Source organism: Burkholderia sp. BC1 (assembly GCF_052683555.1).
The window spans coordinates 1-19,802 of sequence record NZ_JBQYLP010000084.1 but is presented as its reverse complement, the minus strand read 5'-3'; the positions used below and the strand labels follow the sequence as shown (position 1 = coordinate 19,802).

At 63.8% G+C, this 19,802-nt stretch carries 21 protein-coding genes, 1 tRNA gene and 1 riboswitch; of the genes, 11 read left to right on the top strand and 11 right to left on the bottom strand.

What is annotated here, in order from left to right; all coding sequences use genetic code 11:
• Positions 1-576 precede the first annotated feature (576 nt).
• The 4 genes from ACSHSS_RS26795 (at position 577) to ACSHSS_RS26780 (ending at position 6,836) form a co-directional block, all read left to right on the top strand.
• On the top strand, positions 577-3,084 hold the full coding sequence (locus tag ACSHSS_RS26795) for a type VI secretion system Vgr family protein (RefSeq protein ID WP_445545744.1): 2,508 nt from the start codon (positions 577-579) through the stop codon (positions 3,082-3,084).
• A gap of 60 nt (positions 3,085-3,144) precedes the next feature.
• On the top strand, positions 3,145-5,877 hold the full coding sequence (locus ACSHSS_RS26790; protein ID WP_445545743.1) for a hypothetical protein: 2,733 nt from the start codon (positions 3,145-3,147) through the stop codon (positions 5,875-5,877).
• A gap of 135 nt (positions 5,878-6,012) precedes the next feature.
• Entirely contained in the window at positions 6,013-6,588 is a 576-nt protein-coding gene (locus ACSHSS_RS26785; RefSeq protein ID WP_254210325.1) for a hypothetical protein, read from the top strand.
• Positions 6,585-6,836 (top strand): PAAR domain-containing protein, encoded by a 252-nt coding sequence (locus tag ACSHSS_RS26780; RefSeq protein WP_012214043.1) that lies wholly within the window; start codon positions 6,585-6,587, stop codon positions 6,834-6,836. Before ACSHSS_RS26785 ends, ACSHSS_RS26780 begins: the two co-directional genes overlap by 4 nt.
• A gap of 287 nt (positions 6,837-7,123) precedes the next feature.
• Here ACSHSS_RS26780 and ACSHSS_RS26775 read toward each other — a convergent pair.
• From ACSHSS_RS26775 to ACSHSS_RS26735, 9 genes are all read right to left on the bottom strand, one after another.
• Positions 7,124-7,199: transfer RNA gene (locus ACSHSS_RS26775), tRNA-Lys, on the bottom strand.
• 57 nt (positions 7,200-7,256) lie between these two features.
• Positions 7,257-8,006, bottom strand: a complete 750-nt coding sequence (gene ybgF / locus ACSHSS_RS26770) for a tol-pal system protein YbgF (protein WP_006401574.1) — start codon at positions 8,004-8,006, stop codon at positions 7,257-7,259.
• A 19-nt stretch (positions 8,007-8,025) separates the two neighbouring features.
• A complete protein-coding gene (pal, locus tag ACSHSS_RS26765) occupies positions 8,026-8,535 on the bottom strand; it encodes a peptidoglycan-associated lipoprotein Pal (RefSeq protein ID WP_006401573.1) in 510 nt (169 codons plus the stop codon).
• Between the two features lie 17 nt (positions 8,536-8,552).
• A complete protein-coding gene (tolB, locus tag ACSHSS_RS26760) occupies positions 8,553-9,848 on the bottom strand; it encodes a Tol-Pal system beta propeller repeat protein TolB (RefSeq protein WP_006401572.1) in 1,296 nt (431 codons plus the stop codon).
• A 109-nt stretch (positions 9,849-9,957) separates the two neighbouring features.
• Complete coding sequence (gene tolA, locus ACSHSS_RS26755) at positions 9,958-11,010, bottom strand: cell envelope integrity protein TolA (protein ID WP_039224573.1); 1,053 nt, start codon at positions 11,008-11,010, stop codon at positions 9,958-9,960.
• On the bottom strand, positions 11,007-11,456 hold the full coding sequence (tolR, locus tag ACSHSS_RS26750) for a protein TolR (protein ID WP_006401570.1): 450 nt from the start codon (positions 11,454-11,456) through the stop codon (positions 11,007-11,009). Before tolR ends, tolA begins: the two co-directional genes overlap by 4 nt.
• A gap of 10 nt (positions 11,457-11,466) precedes the next feature.
• The gene (gene tolQ, locus ACSHSS_RS26745; protein WP_006401569.1) at positions 11,467-12,144 is read right to left on the bottom strand and encodes a protein TolQ; all 678 of its coding nucleotides are present in this window, start codon (positions 12,142-12,144) and stop codon (positions 11,467-11,469) included.
• Between the two features lie 163 nt (positions 12,145-12,307).
• Positions 12,308-12,793 (bottom strand): tol-pal system-associated acyl-CoA thioesterase, encoded by a 486-nt coding sequence (ybgC, locus tag ACSHSS_RS26740; RefSeq protein ID WP_012467499.1) that lies wholly within the window; start codon positions 12,791-12,793, stop codon positions 12,308-12,310.
• Between the two features lie 100 nt (positions 12,794-12,893).
• A complete protein-coding gene (locus ACSHSS_RS26735; RefSeq protein ID WP_006401567.1) occupies positions 12,894-13,640 on the bottom strand; it encodes an SDR family NAD(P)-dependent oxidoreductase in 747 nt (248 codons plus the stop codon).
• A 179-nt stretch (positions 13,641-13,819) separates the two neighbouring features.
• Positions 13,820-13,919: riboswitch (ZMP/ZTP riboswitch) on the top strand.
• 136 nt (positions 13,920-14,055) lie between these two features.
• On the opposite strand from ACSHSS_RS26735, the gene glyA reads away from it, so the two are divergent.
• The 7 genes from glyA (at position 14,056) to ACSHSS_RS26700 (ending at position 18,776) form a co-directional block, all read left to right on the top strand.
• Positions 14,056-15,303 carry a serine hydroxymethyltransferase gene (gene glyA / locus ACSHSS_RS26730; RefSeq protein WP_006401565.1) on the top strand — a complete coding sequence of 416 codons (1,248 nt, stop codon included), beginning with the start codon at positions 14,056-14,058 and terminating at the stop codon, positions 15,301-15,303.
• A 6-nt stretch (positions 15,304-15,309) separates the two neighbouring features.
• Positions 15,310-15,789: a transcriptional regulator NrdR gene (nrdR, locus tag ACSHSS_RS26725; protein ID WP_006401564.1), complete on the top strand. Its 480-nt coding sequence runs from the start codon at positions 15,310-15,312 to the stop codon at positions 15,787-15,789.
• Between the two features lie 150 nt (positions 15,790-15,939).
• Positions 15,940-16,503 carry a GspH/FimT family pseudopilin gene (locus ACSHSS_RS26720; protein WP_039224575.1) on the top strand — a complete coding sequence of 188 codons (564 nt, stop codon included), beginning with the start codon at positions 15,940-15,942 and terminating at the stop codon, positions 16,501-16,503.
• Positions 16,500-16,916, top strand: a complete 417-nt coding sequence (locus tag ACSHSS_RS26715) for a type IV pilus modification PilV family protein (RefSeq protein ID WP_445545742.1) — start codon at positions 16,500-16,502, stop codon at positions 16,914-16,916. Before ACSHSS_RS26720 ends, ACSHSS_RS26715 begins: the two co-directional genes overlap by 4 nt.
• Positions 16,906-17,748: a PilW family protein gene (locus tag ACSHSS_RS26710; RefSeq protein WP_445545741.1), complete on the top strand. Its 843-nt coding sequence runs from the start codon at positions 16,906-16,908 to the stop codon at positions 17,746-17,748. The genes ACSHSS_RS26715 and ACSHSS_RS26710 overlap by 11 nt, the downstream gene beginning before the upstream one ends.
• Positions 17,749-17,834: 86 nt before the next feature.
• On the top strand, positions 17,835-18,332 hold the full coding sequence (locus ACSHSS_RS26705; protein ID WP_445545745.1) for a pilus assembly PilX family protein: 498 nt from the start codon (positions 17,835-17,837) through the stop codon (positions 18,330-18,332).
• Positions 18,333-18,344: 12 nt separating this feature from the next.
• Complete coding sequence (locus tag ACSHSS_RS26700; protein WP_445545740.1) at positions 18,345-18,776, top strand: type IV pilin protein; 432 nt, start codon at positions 18,345-18,347, stop codon at positions 18,774-18,776.
• A 64-nt stretch (positions 18,777-18,840) separates the two neighbouring features.
• On the opposite strand, the gene ACSHSS_RS26695 is transcribed toward ACSHSS_RS26700, so the two are convergent.
• Positions 18,841-19,281 (bottom strand): DUF3318 domain-containing protein, encoded by a 441-nt coding sequence (locus ACSHSS_RS26695; RefSeq protein ID WP_006401557.1) that lies wholly within the window; start codon positions 19,279-19,281, stop codon positions 18,841-18,843.
• A gap of 43 nt (positions 19,282-19,324) precedes the next feature.
• Positions 19,325-19,714, bottom strand: a complete 390-nt coding sequence (locus ACSHSS_RS26690; RefSeq protein ID WP_445545739.1) for a phage holin family protein — start codon at positions 19,712-19,714, stop codon at positions 19,325-19,327.
• Positions 19,715-19,802: the final 88 nt, after the last annotated feature.

Below are 19,802 nucleotides of genomic sequence, written 5' to 3'. Positions count from 1 at the left end.
GTCGGCAGCGTCAGATGTGTATAAGAGACAGGGCGTGTAGGGGCGGCGGTGCGAATGGCGGTTCGACGATAAGGCCCTGCCTGGCATGCCGGGCGGCAGTCAGGCGGAATCGTTTCCGACAGCAGACAGAGGAAAACAAAGACCGGAAATCCATTCAGCAACGGTCGTTCGCGTTCGCAACTGCATCGGGGATCGCATTGCCCGGGGGGTGGCGCATTACTGAGCGGTCACGCGATTATTTAGCATCAATTCGATCGACCGATCCACAGTATTGCGTTCGAGCCGCAAATTGCGCACCGAATTACTAAGCATTTTGGGGCTAAGGCGGCCTACGGCGTCACTAATCTACGGTATGCACGCGTTCCGAGTGACAACGGCAACTCCAGGAATGCCGAGAGTGCCGCTGGCTATTTCGAGTCCTTACACTCATTGCACGGTCGCCATCGTTTGCTATGCTTCGCGATTGAAAATTGAACGGCCGATGCCTTTCAATTTGCATTCAATCTATGACACTAATGGGCGCGCCGCATTGTCTGAGAGCAATCGTCGGCGTGCTTCCCGCGACGGGGAAATCGCATGGCTGGGGAAATCCTGCTCAATGTGCTGCGCGGCGGCTACGCGCAGTTCGATCGCATCGTCAAACTCGACACGCCGCTGGGTAACGACTGGCTCGTGCCACTTTACGTGAAAATCAACGCACGGCTCGGGCGCAATTTCGAGGTGACTGTCGACGCATCGTCGGTCGTCGGCGACAAAATCAAGCTCAATGCCTTGATGCTGCAGCCGGTCACACTCTGGATTCGCCAGACCGACGGCGCGTATCTGCCGATTCACGGCTACGTACAGCAGGTTCGCCGTTTGGGAAGCGACGGCGCGCTGTCATATTTTCAACTGCGTTTTGCGTCCTGGCTGAGTTTCCTCAAACTCAGCAGCGACCGCCGCGACTGGCAGGAAGCCGGCGGCTGGCAGATTCTCGCCGACGTGTTCGACAAGCATCCACAGTCCAACGGTCAATACAGATCCGAGCTGCGTGGAGCAATTCGCTCATATTCGCACCGCGTACAGTGGGAAACGGACTGGAACTTCGTGCACCGCAGCATGGAAGAAGTCGGGGTGTTTGCGCGCTTCGATTTCGCGAAGGACGGCAAGTCGCATCAGGTCGTGGTGATGGACGACCTCTATTTCGGGCCGTCGTTGCCGAAACCGGAAATGAAATTCAGTCGTGCCGGCGCGGACGAGGAATTCGATGGGTTGACGCAACTGAGCGAGCAACAGGACGTACAAAGTGCGACGCTCACGCTCGGCACGGCGGACTACAAGCGGCCGGACCTGGACAAGCGGGTCAGCATGCCGGCGGCCGAGCTCGAGGAATTGCCGGGCCACGGCGAGGAATATCTGTACACCGGTTCGCAAACATGGCCGTCAGCGGACGCCGGATACGAGCAGGCGCGCATTCGCACCGAGGAATGGGCGTCGCGCGCCAGACGCTATTTCGCCGTCGGGAGCCCGCGCTACGCGCTGCCCGGCTATTGGTTCAAAGTGACCGGACACCCGATCCTGGATTCGCTGCCGGAGGAGGAGCGCGAACTATCGATTATCGCTAGTGACTGGCTGATCCAGAACAATCTGCCCGGCATCGAGGCGCTCACGCGCTTCCCTCGCAGCCTGCGCGGTGAAATCGAACTGGCGCGAGCTGCCGGCACCGGCGTCGCGACGGCTCATCGCGACGGCGGCGTCGGGTTTATCCAAGTCGAGATCGAAGCCCAGCGCCGCCGTACGCCGTTCCGCAGTCCGTTCGAGCATCGGAAGCCGGAGATGCACCTGCAGACCGCTATCGTCGTCACGGACAGCGACGAGGAAATTCACACCGACGACGGCAACCGTGTGCGCGTCAGGACAACGGATAGCCGGAAGGATCGCGACGCCGCGTCGACGCCGTGGATTCGCGCGGCGATGCCGGATGCGGGTGCAAAGCGCGGCGGCTACTTTCCGCTGCGCAAGGGCGATCAGGTGCTCCTGGGATTCGTGAACGGCGATTGCGACCGTCCCGTCGTCGTCTCTCGATTGCACGGCGGCGCGACGATGCCGGTGTGGCATACGCATGGCCTGCTATCGGGTTTGCGATCGCGCGAATATGGTGGCGACGGATTCAATCAGCTTGTAATGGACGACGCAACCGGTCAGAACCGCGTCCATCTCTATTCGTCGAGCTACAGCTCCCATCTGCATTTGGGTTACCTGATCGAGCAGAGCGACAACACGCGCGGCGCCTTTATCGGCAACGGTTTCGATCTGAAGTCGAACGCTTACGGCGCGGTGCGTGCCGAGCAGGGGCTGTATGTGTCGACACAGCCGGCCACGGCGCAGCCGCTGAACGTGACGGCCGCGACCGAACCGCTGGCCGGTGCGGAGGCGGTGTTCGAGACCGTGTCGAAGGCGAGTGAAACGAACCGTGCCGAAAGCCTGCAGGACGGGCAGACGGCGCTCAAGTCGTTCACCGATGCGACGCGGCACACCGTCGCCGGTTCGGCCAGCGGTGGCCGAACGGCCGGCGGCGGTACCGGCAATGCGAATGGATTTTCGAAACCGGTCATGCTGCTGTCGAGCCCGGAAGGCATCGCCGCGTCGACGCAGCAGTCCGTACATGTCACGGCGAACCGGCATGCGAACGTCGTGGCCGGTCAGAACGTCAACCTCGCCGCGGGCAAGTCGCTGCTGGCGAGCGTGCTCGACAGGATCAGCCTGTTCGCGCAAAACCTGGGGATCAAGATTTTCGCAGCCAAGGGGCCGGTCGACATTCAGGCGCAGAGCGGGCCTGCTTCGCTGGTGGGTTTGCAGGACGTGAAGATCGAAAGCGCGGACGGGCGGCTGATTCTGACGGCCGCGAAGGAGGTGTGGATCGGTGCGGGCGGCTCGTACATCCGCATCAAGAGCGGCCTGATCGAGAACGCGACGACCGGCCAGATTCTGGAAAAATGCGCGTCCTGGGACAAGCCGGGCGGCGCAAGCGGGACGATTCGCGATCCGTTGCAGGCCGCACCGGTGTCGACGGACGGCGGGCGCGGTGCGCTGTTCTCCGGTTGACGTACAGCCAACGGGACTCTGCGCAGTCAAAACAACGAGAAACGACAAATTCCGAGAAACATGAGCACGACGCACCCGACACCGAAGCCGGCCGGTCCAGCCAAGTCGGCGCCGGCGCCAAGCGCCCCTGCCGCACAGCCTTACACGCCGTTGAACTGGGCGTTCCCGTTCACGCCAACGGACACGGCGGATGCGGCCGACCCGATGACGTACATGAAGGCGCTCGCAGCTGCGGAGGACGGGTTCTATCCGCTCGGCGCGAACGGGATGTGGCACGGCGGCATCCATTTCGACCAGAACACGAGCGCTCGACTGAAGCAGGGCGACGGTATCCGCGCGATCGCCGACGGCGAAGTGGTTGCTTACCGGCTCGACAGCAGGTACCCGGAGCAGGAGTACCAAGACGGGCGCCACGCGCTGTATTCGACCGGCTTCGTGCTGATCCGCCATCGGTTGCAGTTGCCGCCGGCCCCGCCGCCGCCGAAGTCAGATTCGGCCAAGGCGGGCGATGCACAGCCGGCGACGTCGTCGGCGGCGGCAACACCGTCATCCACGTCGACTGCGGCGAACACGGCCGCGAGTAAGCCGGCACCGGACGAAACGCTGACGTTCTTTAGTCTGTACATGCATTTGATGGACTGGAACAGCTATCGGTCGGCCAGGGAAGAACAGGCCAAGGCCGGTCAGACCGAGCCCGCAAAGCTGAACCTTCAACCCATGCGTTACTGGGAGGGCGACCGATACTACCGGGTCGGTGACAAGGCGAACGACAAACAGGAAGTTCCGCTGCCGAAGGTGCCGGTGCCGTCGTTGCGCGACGCCATCAGTCGCGACGTGCTCGGAGAATTTATCGAGAGCGGCTTCAAAGCGCCGCCCGAAGACGAAGCCCCCAAAGAAGCGCCGCCGCTTCCGCCCCCCGTTACGGGTATTCGCATCCGCGATTTGCCGAACGGCAAGATTATCGGCGTCTTGCCGAAGGGTGCGGAACTGATCGTCTCGGATACGGACGAGCAGGCAAAGGCAAAGCCCGGGTGGGCGAAAATCAAGACGATCAAGTCCGGCACGCCCGTCAGCGCGGTCGTCAACCAACCGGTGTCGCCGCATGCGCCGTACGGGTACGTGTACGTGAACGAACTGGACCCGATCGTGGAGCCCAAACCGCTCGATACGGTCGTCGTGCTGAAACAGCCGTATGCGGTGAAGGCCGGTGACGTGATCGGCTATCTCGGCCACTATCTGCGTTATCCGGACGCAAAGCTGCTGCCAGCGAAGCCGACTCGCCCGCTGCTGCACCTCGAGGTATTCGCTGGTCCCGAACTCGAAGCGTTCATCAAGAAGAGTCGGGACCGAGCGAAGCAGTTGCCGGCATCCAAAGCCTTTCTGGAAATCTCGCCGGGTGCGCGGCTGGTGAGCGATTTGCCTGAGCCGGACCAAAAACTGCAGCCCGGCACCAAGCTGGTGCCCGTCGCAGCGGACGCGAAAGGCAAATGGGTCAAGGTACAACCGAAAACGGCCGCCCCGGTACATGGCAACCGCCATGCGAAGCCGGTTTTCAGTGACGCCGGCACACCGTTATGGGTCGATGCGAGCCTTGCCAATACGACGACCAATGCAATTGTGGCCGGTTGGAAGGATTTCCCGCTGAACATCTCGAACGCGAAAGGGCCGGGCGCGGATTTCCGCGACGCGTTGCGCATCGCCGATCTGGACAAGAACAGTGCAAAGGACGACAAGGGGCGGCACTGGTATTACGTGACGATCGGCACCAAGGATGGCGGCACACGTGAAGGCTGGGTGTGCGAGCAGGAGCATCCGCTCGTGCGCACGTGTGGACCGTGGGACTGGCCGGGCTTCGAACTCGTCGACAACAGCAGCATCAAGCCGCTCGATATGCTGAAGCGCTACATTTACGTGGCCGAGCAGTTCCTGGTCGACGAAGACAAAACCGAGTTCGAGACCAGTGCGGCGACCGTCAACGGCAGCGCACTGATCACGAAGCTGGAGAAGGCGATCGACGTCAACCATGACGGAAAGGTCACTGCGCAGGAACTCAAGCATGCCCAGGAAATCCGCTGGACGGCGGAAGCGCTGTCTCATATCGTCGTGCGCTGCGAGAGCGAGTGGGGCGGTGGTCTTGGCAAGTGGGAAGCGTTGTCGCCGCTGATGAAGAAGCTGCTGTGGCTGTGGAAGGCCGAGATCGAGCGGATCGGGAAATTGCAGTGGTGGGAGCAGGTGGTCGGCGTTGAAGGGTTTCCGAAGGAGCCTAATCCGTGGCACTTTCATCCGATCGGAATTGTTGGGAATTTCATCGCGAAAGCTACCACTGGCGAAAATAACTTCACCGAAGAAGACGCTAAGGAAGCACTGAAATATATTTTCGAAAAATATGGGCGCACCATTGCCGAAACGGTGGAGCGCATGTACCGGACTGAGACACGACATTTTCAATCAACTCAATATCGTCGATGCGGAACCGGCGGCATGGAAGTGCATGGGCCAGCGCCGTATTACGGCTGGACTCCGGATTTTTACAGCGAGCCGCCGATTGGAACGTGGGCAGCATTTGAAGGGGCCGGACTTAGTGGAGTGGGCGGAAACGCGCAAGTTACCGATCGAAAAAAAGTGTTCGTCGTGGTTTCGTCGGTGCGGGTAGGTATGGAGTTTAAGGCAAAGTACATAGTGCGCTACAATGGGAACTACGCGAGGTGGTTTTCAACCGATACCAATGCGCAAGCGATTTATAGAAAAACCCTTGAATCGATAACGCCTAAAATCGTAAATTCATTTAAGTGATTAAATATGAGATTTGTCGAAAAAATTTCATTATTCATGTTCTGTTTGATGGTGGCATGGAGCGCATGCGCCTCATCGGGGGCTTGTAAGAGTGAATTAAGAGAATTGGTTGTTCCATCACTCCGGGATGTTGCAATGAATAAGAAAGACATCCAAACTGAGATTGAGGATGAGTCTAATGGTATATATAGCGTCAGGCTGTACGTCGCTGCGGATAGCCCCGACAATCTTGATAAGCAAGTATCGATCGGGTGGGTAAATTTGGATACAAATTCGATGAAGGTACTGGATGTGACGCGTGACCCAGATCATCCGGACGAATTAAAGGTGGACGAAGAAAAATACCGAAAATTCGTCTCCGATTGCATTCGTGCATCATCGAAAACGGTGTCTATGTGCGATGATCTTAACAATCGCACCTCGGAGACCGCCGTTCGCATACTGCACTCAGAAAGCAAGGTGACGGTAATCGGGAGCGGGCGACTTCAGTTTTATTCTGCCCCTGACTTATCGTGCAAAATTCCTGGTGTTTTTATTTTGCCGGGCGAATCTGTAGTAGCAGAAAAAAGCGATCGTGGATTTACATTCGTGGCTTACCGGTCGGCAAAAAAAGATGACCCCGTTCTAGGTTGGGTAAGAAGTGATCGCCTGAAGCACAACGGCGTAGGAGCCACGCCACGGCAGCCAGCCAATAGCGAGCAGACTAAATGATGAATCTAATCCGCATCGGCGACGACACCGACCACGGCGGCAAGGTGGAAACGGGCTCCACGACCATGCGTTTCGATGGTCGCTATGTTGCTCGCAAGGGCGATCGCGTTTCTTGCCCGCAGCATCCCGACGTATCACCGAACCTCATTGAAGAGGGCGACTCATCGATAACGGACAACGGCATTCCGATCGCGCGCCACGGCCATCGAGCCACATGCGGCTGTCATCTGATTTCGAGTCTGGTCTAATCCGCTTACGGCGTTGCGCCGCGTGCAGTTCAGTCGAAGCACCGAGAAGCGCGTCCGTCAGATCGAGCAACTCGATTCGTCCCGCGCCGGGAGGGCTGATGTAGGTCGCTTCTCATGAGTCAACGACCAAAATTGAATGGGGCTACCGGCTGCGGTAACCCACCGAAGCGCCAAGGAAGGACATCGTCAGCGATATGGACCGATGTGGATTTGGATAAGAACCACCCACAGACGCCGGAAATAGAAAAGGACTTACACGCCGAAACGATGTAAGTCCTTGAATTCTTTGGTAGGCCGTGCAGGATTCGAACCTGCGACCAACGGATTAAAAGTCCGCTGCTCTACCAACTGAGCTAACGACCCAAAGAGCAAAAGATTATAGCGACGGATTGTGGGTTCGTCAACAACCCGCCGCGATAATTATTTGATCGACTCGAGCTTGCCCTGCGCCGTCTGCGCCGCGTTCGATCCCGCGTACTGCGACACGACCTGCTCGAACGTTTTCTTCGCGGCCGCCTTCTGGCCTTGCTCGAGCTGGTTCGTGCCGATCGCCACGAGGGCGTCGGCGGCGCGCGGGTGCTGCGGGTACTTGCTCACGATCGCTTGCCACGTCGCCGTCGAACCGCGGTAGTCGCGCAGCGCGTATTGCGCATTGCCGAGCCAGTATTGCGCGGTCGGCTGGTATGGGCTCTGCGGATACTTCGCGATGAAGCTGCGGAACGACGCCGCAGCCGCCTTGAAGTTGCCGTTGCGGAACTGCTGCTGCGCCGCGTTGAGCGCATCCGTTTCACCCGGCTGCACGGTGCCTTCCACGCCGTCGATCGTCTTCTGCTGCGGCTCGAACTTCTTGAGACGCGTGTCGAGATCTTCGTAGTACTCCTTCTGCTGCCGCTCGAGCGTCGTCAGCCGGTTCGTCAGATCCTCGTTCTCGCCGCGCAGCGTCGCGACCTGCTGGTTCAGCTGGTCGAGGCGGGCGGATTGATCGAGGATCGTACGCTGGGCGGCCGACAACTGGTTCGCCAGGTTGTCGCTCTTGCTGCGCAGATCGAGCACGGCGCGGCGTGCTTCGTTGTCGTCGAACATGCCGGCGTGCGCCGGCGCGGCCGACCACGCCGCGCCGACGACGCAGAACGCTGCGACCGCGCGCAGCCAGGTTACACGGTGCGTCATACAGCGATTCTTCCGTTACTTACTGTTGGTAGACGAGATCGGCGCGGCGGTTCTGCGCCCACGACGCTTCGTCGTGACCCGTTGCTTGCGGCTTTTCCTTGCCGAGGCTCACGGCTTCCATCTGCGAATCGGCAACGCCGAGCAGCGCGAGCGCGCGGCGCACGGCTTCCGCACGCTTCTGGCCCAGCGCGAGGTTGTACTCGCTCGTGCCGCGTTCGTCGGTATTACCCTGGATCAGCACGTGGCGCTGCGGGTGGCTCTTCAGATACTGAGCGTGCTGTTGCAGCAGCGGCTGATACTCGTCCTTCACCGAATAGCTGTCGAAGTCGAAGTAGATGCTGCGCTTCGCGAGCGGGCTGTTCGGATCGTTCAGCGGATCGACGTTCACTTGCGCGACGTTGTCGGCGCTCGGTTGCGTGCTCATCGCACCGGCGTTTGCCTTGTCGTCGAGCTTCACACCCGACTTACACGCTGCGAGCGCGCCGATCATCATCACGGCCAGGGCCAGACGAACTTTTTTCGACATCATGGTTACTCTCCTTGTGGTCATTGCATGAAGGGCCCCCACGACGGCTCACGAACCGAGCCGCCCTGGACGGACAGAATCTGCGGCGGCGCACTGCCGTCGGAAGGCACCGCAGCGAGCACGTTGCGACCGCCCGACTGCGTGGCGTACAAAATGTACTGGCCGTTTGCCGCGAAGCTCGGCGACTCGTCGCGATTCGTGTTGGTGATAGCGTTCGCCGCGCCGGTTTGCAGATCCTGAACGTACAGCTTGAAGCCCCCGCCCGTACGGGAGATGTAAGCGAGCAGCTTGCCGTCCGGGCTCACGCGCGGACTCGTGTTGTAGCTGCCGGTGAAGGTCACGCGCTGCGCCGCGCCGGCGCTTTCGCCTTGCGCGGGCATCCGATAGATTTGCGGCGCACCGCCGCGATCGCTCGTGAAGTAGATCCAGTGGCCGTCCGGCGAGTAGAACGGCTCGGTGTCGATCGAGCTGCTCTGCGTGAGACGGCGCAGGCCGCCGCCGTTCGAATTGACCGAGTAGATCTGCGTGTTGCCCGTCAGCGACAATGCGACCGCGAGCGTATTGCCGTCCGGCGACCACGCCGGCGCGCTGTTGTTGCCCTTCTGGTCGGAGACCATGTAGCGGCGGCCGGTCGGCAGATCGTGGATGTAGACGATCGGCTTCTTGCGCTCGAACGACACGTAAGCGACCTTCGTGCCGCTCGGCGACCACGCCGGCGAGATGATCGGCTCGGTGCTCGACAGCGCAATGCGCGCGTTCTGGCCGTCCGAGTCCGAAATCTGCAGCTGGTAGCGGTTGCCCGTCTTGATCACGTACGACAGACGCGTCGCGAACACGCCGCGCACGCCGAGCAGCTTCTGGTAGATGTAGTCGGCGATCTTGTGCCCGGCCGTGCGCAGCGTCGTGTCGTTGGCGCTGAGCGACAGGCCGCCGAGGCTTTGCTGCTTCACGGTGTCGTACAGGATGAAGTTGATCTTGTACTGACCGTTGCCCTCGCGGTTCACGCTGCCCGCGACGAACGCGTTCGCACCCTTGGCCTTCCACGCGCCGAGATCGACCGAGGCCGTCTCGGGCACGGGCGTGCTGCCGGCGTCGATGTTGGTGAATTTGCCGCTGCGGGCAAGATCGGCACGGACGATCGACGTGACCTGCTGCGGCAGGCCTGCCTCATTCGCGAAGTTCGCGGTGGCGATGGGGAACTGGGTCGAACCGACGCCGGTGATCAGCACGTTGACCTGCGCGTTAGCGGCACTGCCGGCCGCAATCAGGCACGAGGCCACGAGTGCCCTGAAACCTAGCTTCGTCATCAAACTCATGCTTCTTGCTTCCCGTATGACATGGATCGCTGCGCAACCGCAGAGACTGTAAAAATACCCGATTCGTTCCCGTCGGACAGCGACGGCCGGAGTGTAAGCGCATTTCCCGTCACTCCGCCGCCTTGAAGGTAATCGTAATGTCCGCCGGGGTACGACCGTTAGAATCGGGCGGCAACGGGACCGACGCCTGGATCGCATTGACCACGGCTTGATCCCACCCCGAATTTCCGCTCGAACGGCGGATCGATACGCTCAACACGTTGCCCGACGGCGTGCAGCGGATCGCGACGACCGTCGTCAGGCCGGCACGCTCCCCGCCCCAGACGATATTCGGCTTCACGCGGCGACGCACCTTGTCCGGATAGCCGGGCGATGCCGCGTTGCCGCCGGCGCCCGAGCCGGTGCCGCTCTTCGCGAGCCCTTCGCCGCCGCCTTCGCCTGCACCGGCCAGGCCCTGCATCTGCGCGAGACGCGCGCGCCGTTCCTGGTCGAGCTTCGCCTTCGCGGCCGAATCGGCCTTCGCGCGCGCCGCTGCTTCGGCCTTCGCCTTTGCCGCGGCCTCCGCCTTGGCCTTCGCGGCCGCTTCGGCTTTCGCCTTGGCTGCCTGCTGCGCCTCGAGCTGCTGCTGTTTCTGCTGCTGGAGTTTCTGCTGTTCGAGCTTCTGCTGCTCGGCGAGCTGTTGTTGCTTGAGCTTCTCGGCCTGCTTCTGCTTTTCGCGTTCGGCTGCCTTCTGTGCGGCGAGCGCGGCTGCCTGCTGGGCCGCGAGCTGCTGGCGCCGCGCTTCCTCTTCCTCGCGTGCCTTTTGCTGCTGCGCGCGGCGCTGCTGCTCGAGCAGCGCCTCGCGTGCGGCCGCTTCCTGCTGCCGCTTCTTTTGCTGAAGCGCAATGTCGGCCTGCTCGTCGCGAACCGGGGCAGGGGGCGGCGCGACCTTCGCGGGCGCCGGCGGCGTCACGACCGGGCGCGGCGCCGCGACGTCGGGCACCTCCGTCCACAGCTCGGCTTCGGCGCCGGCCGGCGTGCTGTTTTGCCACTGCACGCCATGATAGAGAAACAGCGCGAGCAGCACATGCATCAGCGCGGCGAGCGCGAACGCGCGCCACGTGCCGCGCTCGCGCGGCGGCTGAGGCGGATAGGCGGTGCTGCGCGGGGATAACCGGTTCATTGCGATTTGACGAGGAGGCCGACGCGCTTGACGCCGCGCGCCTTCAGATCCGACATCACGGTCATGACTGCATCGTACTGCACGGTCTTGTCGGCTGCGATCACGACCGGCTGATCCGGGTGATCGGCCTGTCGGGCCGAAATGAAGCTGTCGAGCTCGGCCTTCGTCATCGTGTCTTCCTGCGTCGCGCCGGAGTCGCCCTTGTACTTGACGCTCATCGTGCGGTCGGCCTTGATGTTGACGACGACCGGCGGCGTCTGCTCCTGCGGCGCCGCGTTGCCGACGGTCGGCAGATTGATGATCGACGGGGCGACGAGCGGCGCCGTGACCATGAAGATCACGAGCAGCACGAGCATCACGTCGATGTACGGGACGACGTTGATGTCGGCCATCGCGCGGCGCGAGCGGCCGCCGCGCATGCTCGATCGAATGGGGGTGCCTGCCATCGCGCGCTCCTTATTGGGCCTGACGCTGGAGGATGTTCGAGAACTCTTCGATGAAGGTCTCGAAGCGGATCGCGAGGCGGTCGATGTCGTGCGCGTAGCGGTTGTACGCGACGACCGCCGGAATCGCGGCGAACAGGCCGATCGCGGTCGCGACGAGCGCCTCGGCGATGCCCGGCGCGACGTTCGCGAGCGTCGCCTGCTGCACGTTCGCGAGCCCGCGGAACGAGTTCATGATCCCCCAGACGGTGCCGAACAGACCGATATACGGGCTCACCGAGCCGACCGACGCGAGAAACGCGAGGTTCGATTCGAGCACGTCCATCTCGCGCTGGAACGATGCGCGCATTGCGCGGCGAGCGCCGTCGAGCACGAGCCCCGGATCGCTAAGACGCTTTTCCTTCGCCTTCAGGAACTCACGCATCCCCGACTCGAAGATCCGCTCGAGCGCGCCGATCGTGTGGCGGTTGTTCGCGGCGCTCTGATAGAGCGCCTGCAGATCGCCGCCCGACCAGAAGTCCCGTTCGAAGCGCTCGGTCTGCGCGCGCGCACGGCGGATCGCGAACCACTTGCGGAAGATGAAGGTCCACGACATCAGCGACAGCAGCAGCAGCAGCCCCATCACGGCCTGGGCCAGCACGCTCGCGTTGAGAACGAGGGAAATGATCGACAGGTCTTGAGAAGTGTTCATAGAGGTTTGAAGTAACGTCCCTTCGGGGTGCCCGGGGCGCCCGGTGTGCGTGCAGTGCGACGCGCCGGCGGGCAGGGCCGGAATGCGCCTGCCGCGCCTGAGGTCGAACCTTGCTTAGTATCGATTCAGAAAGGCGAGTTCATAGGCTTTGTCTAAACGGCGCTCATGCGAGCTTCGTTGACAGTTCGCCGGGCCCGGCATTCGCGACGGGCCCGCGTTGCAGCGCATCCAGCGCGGCCGGCGGGATCGCCGCGGGCCGGATGCCGGTGCGGTCGACGCAGCCGATGCGGATTTGCCCGGCCACGAGCAGCGTGTCGCCACGCCACGCTTCCTGTACGAATTCCACCGATGCGCGACCGATGCGTGCGGGACGGCTCGTGATCGTCAGCATGTCGTCGAGTCGCGCCGGCGCGCGGTAGTCGAGCGACGTGCTGCGGACGATGAAGAGCGCGCCCGTCTCGTCGGCGAGCCGACGCTGGTCGATACCGCACGCGCGCAGCCACTCGGTGCGGGCGCGCTCGAAGAATTTCAGGTAGTTGGCGTAGAAAACGATGCCGCCGGCATCGGTGTCCTCGTAGTACACGCGCACCGGCCAGGTAAAGCCGGAAGGCACGTCCGACGAGCGGGTAGGCTGAGTCATGGCGCGCATTCTACCGGAAGGGAAGGGTCCGATTCGCAACCGATTCGTAACGGAATGTAGTAGTCGCAGTACACCGCGGGCCGGCCGTCGGCCGGGCCCGCGCGGCGATTCAGCCGCGATGCACGGTCGGGCCGCCCGGCGCCTGCGCGATCGGCATCAACTCGATCGCGTTGACGTTCACATGGGCGGGACGCGTCGCGATCCAGTACACGGTGTCGGCGATGTCCTCGGGCATCAGCGGCTGCACGTTCGCATACACGTTGGCGGCCTTTTCGTTGTCGCCGCGATAGCGGACGTTCGAGAACTCGGTGCCGCCGCATAGACCCGGCTCGATGTCGGTCACGCGCAGCGGCGTGCCCAGCAAATCGGCACGCAGGTTCAGGCTGAATTGTCTGACAAAAGCCTTGGTCGCGCCGTACACGTTACCGCCGGCGTACGGGTAGGAGCCGGCGACGGAGCCGATGTTGAAGATGTGGCCGCGGCCGCGTTCGATCATGCCGGGCAGCAGCGCGTGCGTGACGGTGACGAGGCCCGTGCAGTTCGTGTCGATCATCGTGTGCCATTCGTCGAGGCTCGCCTTGTGAGCCGGTTCGACGCCGAGCGCGAGGCCCGCATTGTTGACGAGCACGTCGAGCGCCGCGAACTCGGCGGGCAGGGCGGCCGGCACGGCTTCCACGGCCGCGCGGTCGCGCACGTCGAGTTCGAGCGGCAGCAGCGCGTCGCCGAGCTCCGCGGCGAGCGCGTCGAGCCGCTCCTTGCGGCGCGCCGTGGCGACCACGCGGTGGCCGCCCTTGACGAAGGCACGGGCGATGGCGGCGCCGAAGCCGGCGGACGCGCCTGTGACGAACACGATCATTGCTGCTCCTGGTCGGTAAAAAAGTAGCGCGTAGTATCGCGCAAACGCGCCGGGAATGCCGCACCGCGACAACGGCGTCGCGCGCGCCGGACAAGGCGATTCGGTTCCGGCCCCGATTCTTCCTGCGGCCGGGGGCGCGGTTGCCTATTCATGGCGCATCCAATACACTAACGCGCTCATCACCCCTGCGTGACTGGCGATAGAACCCTCGGGTTCAAGGTGGAGCATCCCACCGTGAAGCGCAGGGCGCCGTTTTTGCCGTTCGCCTGGGCAGCCGTTGTGCGCCGTCGCGTGCATCGCCGGTGGCTGTCCTGCCTCGCGTCACTCGGATTCTTCCGCCACGTCGAGCTGGTCCTGCCAGCAGCGCAGTGTACTCGGCCACCCGGTCAACCTGTACACACTTAACGGAAACCGTATGTTTGACAGAGCCCAAAGCACCATCGCGAACGTCGATCCCGAAGTCTTTGCAGCGATCGAGCAGGAAAACCGTCGCCAGGAAGAGCACATCGAGCTGATCGCGTCGGAAAACTACACGAGCCCGGCCGTGATGGCCGCGCAGGGCTCGCAGCTCACGAACAAGTACGCGGAAGGCTATCCGGGCAAGCGCTACTACGGCGGGTGCGAGTACGTCGACGTCGTCGAGCAGCTCGCGATCGACCGCGTCAAGCAACTGTTCGGCGCCGAAGCGGCCAACGTGCAGCCGAACTCCGGCTCGCAGGCGAACCAGGGCGTGTTCTTCGCGATGCTCAAGCCGGGCGACACGATCATGGGCATGAGCCTCGCGCACGGCGGCCACCTCACGCACGGCTCGCCGGTCAACATGTCGGGCAAGTGGTTCAACGTGGTGAGCTACGGGCTGAACGAGAACGAAGACATCGACTACGAAGCGGCCGAGAAGCTCGCGCAGGAGCACAAGCCGAAGCTGATCGTCGCGGGCGCGTCGGCGTTCGCGCTGAAGATCGACTTCGAGCGTCTGGCGAAGATCGCGAAGTCGGTCGGCGCATACCTGATGGTCGACATGGCGCACTACGCGGGGCTGATCGCTGCCGGCGTGTATCCGAACCCGGTGCCGCACGCCGACTTCGTCACGACGACCACGCACAAGAGCCTGCGCGGCCCGCGCGGCGGCGTGATCCTGATGAAGGCCGAGTACGAGAAGCAGATCAACTCGGCGATCTTCCCGGGCATCCAGGGCGGTCCGCTGATGCACGTGATCGCGGCGAAGGCCGTAGCGTTCAAGGAAGCGCTGTCGCCGGAGTTCAAGGCCTATCAGCAGAAGGTGGTCGAGAACGCCCGTGTGCTGGCCGAGACGCTCGTCAAGCGCGGCCTGCGGATCGTGTCGGGCCGCACCGAAAGCCACGTGATGCTGGTCGACCTGCGTGCGAAGAACATCACCGGCAAGGCGGCGGAAGCCGCGCTGGGCGCCGCGCACATCACCGTGAACAAGAACGCGATTCCGAACGATCCGGAAAAGCCGTTCGTGACGAGCGGCATTCGTCTGGGCTCGCCGGCGATGACCACGCGCGGCTTCGGCCCGGCCGAAGCGGAGCAGGTCGGCAACCTGATCGCCGACGTGCTCGAGAACCCGGAAGACGCAGCGACGATCGAGCGCGTGCGCGCACAGGTCGCCGAGCTGACCAAGCGCTTCCCGGTCTACCGCTGATCGACGATGCGCTGCCCGTTCTGCCGGCACGACGACACGCAGGTGGTCGACTCGCGTGTGTCCGAAGATGGCGCCGCGATTCGCCGGCGCCGTCGCTGCTCGGCTTGCGACAAGCGTTTCACGACGTACGAACGGGTCGAGCTGGCCCTGCCGTCCGTCGTGAAAAAGGACGGCAGCCGCACCGAATTCGACCGTCGCAAGATCGTCGCCAGCATGCAACTCGCGCTGCGCAAGCGGCCCGTTGCTGCGGATGCGATCGACGCGGCGGTCGCTCGCATCGAATATCAACTGCTCGCAACCGGCGAGCGTGAAGTGCGTAGCGAGAAGCTCGGCGAGCTCGTGATGAACGAGTTGCGCGGGCTCGATACGATTGCCTATGTCCGTTTCGCATCGGTGTATCGCCGGTTCGAGGACGTGTCCGAATTTGCCGACGTGATCGAAGAGTTCCGTCGCGCCTCTCCCGCCAAGCCTCCGCGTAAGCGCTGACGCGCTGCGTCCGTTCATCGCCTGCTCCTGTCGTTCAGTTCGCGCCGATTGTGTCGGTTGCACGCGCTCGCCGTCAGTCGGCCGTTCGGCATATGGTGCGCGTCGCCGCACGTCGCTAGAGTCGTTGCATCACGTTGGCGGAGCGCGGCGATGGAACGGTGCGGGCAGGCAGGATTGAAGGACGGGCGACACGTCGGCGGCTTCACGCTCGTCGAACTGATGGTCGCGATAGCGATTGCGGCCGGTCTCGGTCTTTACGCCGTGCCCGTCTTCGATCAGTGGCGGATGCGCGAGCGTGTCGATGCACGTGCTCGCACCTTGCTCGGTGCGCTGTCGTTCGCACGCGCCGAGGCAACGCGTCTCGGCGTACGCGTCACGCTCTGCCGTGCCGACCGCAACGGCGCTTGTCTGCGCGCCGCGCAGCGCTGCGGGCCGGCCGAGTGGTCATGCGACTGGCTCGTCGCGGGCGAGTTCGAAGGCGCTTTGCGCGTGTTGCGCCGCTATCCGCCCGATCGGGAAATTGCCGTTGCGGGCGCCCCGCAGGAACTGGCTTTCGTGCCGCCCGCGGGGCAGGTGATCGGCGGAATCCGGCGCTTCGAATTGCGTCCGCGGCGCGATGTGCCGGCGCTCGATGGCGCGCGCCTGTCCCGCTGCGTGCGACTTGCGGCGGGCGGCCGTGCGCGCCTGTCGACCGGCCGGTGCGACGCGGCATGATCGCGGCGCGCAACCGGTCGCGCGGCACGTCGCTGCTCGAAGCGATGCTCGCGATCGCGCTGCTCGCGATCGTGATGCTGGCGGTGGCGGGCAGCCAGCTTGCGATGGCGCGTGCGCAGCGGGCGACGGTATGGCGCGCGCGCGCGCTGTGGCTTGCCGACGCGCGCCTCGAATACCGGCGTGCCGCTCGCGGCGCGGACGGTGGCGTCGCGACGTTGGCGGCTGCGTCGTTGCCCGGCGGTTCGACTGCGATCGACAGCGGGCCCGGCGGCGTGCAATTCGCGATCGTGGCCTGGCGTGGCGAGCATCCCGTAGCGCCTTCGCAGGCGCAGTGCGGGAACGCGGTTCCATCGGCGCAGCCGCCATCATGCGTGCGCATTCCGTTTCGGGAGGCCGATGTGGATGAACGCTGAACGCCGGATGCGTGCGCATACGCTGCTCGAAGTGCTGATTGCGATGCTCGTCGGACTGCTCGTGCTGGCCGCAGCCGGTGCGCTGTACCACGCTCAGCGCATCGCGCAGCGGCGCGCAGACGATGCATTCGCGTTGCGCGATGCGGCGGGAACCGCGCTGATGCTGATCGGCCAGCAAGTCCAGATGGCGGGGTTTCGTCCGCTGGATGTCGGTGCATCGTCGTCTTCGTCGTCGTGGTCGCCGGTGTTCGGCTGTGCGTCCGCGCGCATGCGAGGCGACGCTGCGCAACTGCAGTGCGATTCCGTCCGGCAATCGTCCGACGCGCTGCTCGTGCGCTATATCGGCGATGCCATATCGACATGGCCGACTGCGAGCGGGCAGGTGTCCGATTGTCTGGGGCAGGGCGTGGGGATGCCGGGCGAACGGCCGCTCGTCGCCAACCGTTTCGACGCGCACGTCAGCCCTTCGACCGGCGAACCGGAACTGTACTGCGAGGGCAGCGGCCGGCCCGGCGTCCCTCAACCGGTGGTGTCCGGTATCGAGCAGTTGCGCGTGCGTTATCTGCGGCGCGGCGATACGCAGTTCGTCCGTGCGGATGTCATGCGGGCGGACGATTGGCGCAACGTCGTCGCCGTGCGTTTGTGCGTGCAGGCGCGCGGCGAAGCGATGCATGCGCGCGTTCGGTACACCGATTGTGACGAACGCATGTCCGTGGCGCGCGACGGGCGCGTGCGTGTCGCGTTGCATCGCATCGTCGCGCTGCGCAATGCGTCCGTGCGGTCCGACGATAGAGCGTCGTCCGCGCGACCTGCACGCGAGGTATCGCAATGACGCTCGGCCCGACGAGTACGCGATCCTGTGCGGGGCGCGGTCGCGGTTCCCGGCACCGCGACGCAGGGCTCGCGCTGCCTGCCGTGATCGCAGTGAGTGCAGCGGTCGCAGCGTCGACGGCCATCTGGTTCGAATCCGCGTTGACGGAATCGCGTCGCACGCGCGCGCTGTCCGACCGCTTGATCGCGTTCCATGCGGCCGATGCTGCGCTCGGCGCGTGCACCGCCGCGTTGTTGCGCGGTACTGCGCGCGACTCGAGCGCACGCGAGCCGCAGAGTGAGCTGAAGGGTGAGCTGCCGGGCCAGCCGCAACGCGAGCCGACCATGTGGCAACGCATGCCGGCGCTCGCGCATCCCGACGCGTTCCAGCCATTTGCCGATTGGCCGATGGCCGCGCAGCCGCCGCGTTGCCTGATCGAGGCGTGGCCCAATGCCGATCCGCCGGACGGTCGCGCTTATCTGATCACCGCACGCGGCGTCGGCGCGCAGGTGTCGAGCGCGGTCTGGCTGCAAACGCAGATCGCCGTGCGCGGAGGCCGTGTCGTCGCGCAACGCTGGCGTCGCGTTGCGGCGCTGCATCGATGAGCGAGGACGTGTATGGCACGACGAACGGGATTTACGTTGCTGGAACTGATGATCGTGCTCGCGATCGTCGGCTTGCTTGCCGGATGGGGCATTCCGTCTTATCGCGAACATATGGCGCGCATTCACCGCGCGTCCGCGGTATCGGCGCTATATCGGGCGGCGCAATATCTGGAGACGCTAGACGTCGGGTTGCCGCGTGCGGTGCCGGAAGCACTCACGCACGCTCCTCCGGACGGCCGTCCCGTCTATCGGATCGCGTTACGCCCGCCACGACAGGGCGACGCTGCTTCGGCAGGCGACGAACTGAACGCAACCCCGCTCGACACAGGGCCGATGCGCGACGACGCGTGCGGCACATTCATCTTGCGTTCGGACGGGACGAAGGGAAACCGGAAGCGCGACGGCACCGAGGAATGGGAACCCGCCTGCTGGGGCGTACGTTGAACGCGGTCGACATGCGCAGCGCGACGAATGCATCCGACGCGCATACCCGATCGCCGCGCCGGGCTCAGTCGCGCAACGTATCGACCTGGCGTTCGCCGCGCGATTGCTTCCAGATCCGATACGCTTCCCACGCGGCGAAGCCGAGCGTGCCCCACTTCAACGCCGGGCCGGCGCTTGCACGCAAGAGCGAGCGCATCGGTTTCGCGAGCACGAGCGATGCGACCGAGCTCAGCATCGGATACTGGTTCAGGAGATTGCCGAGGCTCGCGTTCAGCGTTTTCGCGGAATGGCTGAACTTGCCGCTCGACAGGCCGGGGATGAATACCTTGAGCCAGCTGAAGCGCGTGACCGCGTGTCGCATTTCGGACGCGGCCTGCGCGAGCTCGAGCCGTTCGACTTCGGATTGCAGGATCAGCAGCTCCTTGCGGAGCGCGCGACGTTGCGCGGCGTTCCATTTCGACCGCGACGAAGGAGGGCGGCGTGTGCCCGTGTCATTCTGGTTCATGGCGCGTCGGCGAAGTGGGTGACGAGGATGAACGCGCGAGCGTTCACGACTTGCCGCGGAACAGCTCGCGGTCTTTCTCGAGTTCGGCCAGCGTCGCGTCGAACACGGTCGGCGCATCGCGCAGGCCCGAGCGCGCCTTCAGCGCACATACGATGCCGCCGATCGCGTACAGCGCCGTGATTCCGGCGAGCGATTGCCAGCGGTACGTGTGCCAGAACGCGATCGCGATCAGCACGGTCAGGCTGATGAGCGCCATCGTCGCGAGCATCATCGCGGCGAGCCCGAGGAACAGCACGCCCATCAGGCGTTCCTTCTCCTCGGCCAGTTCGATGCCGACGAGCTCGAGACGCGTTTGCAGGAGGGCGATCGCCGAGCCGACGAGGCGGCGCAGCGGTCCGTGGCCGGACGCCTGCGAGGTGGTGTCTGTCGTCATGGATGATTGGCTTGCGCGTGCAATAGGCGGCTAGGACCAATACTGTTCAGATAGTATTTTTAAAGCCATAATCCTCATCCATCGAAGC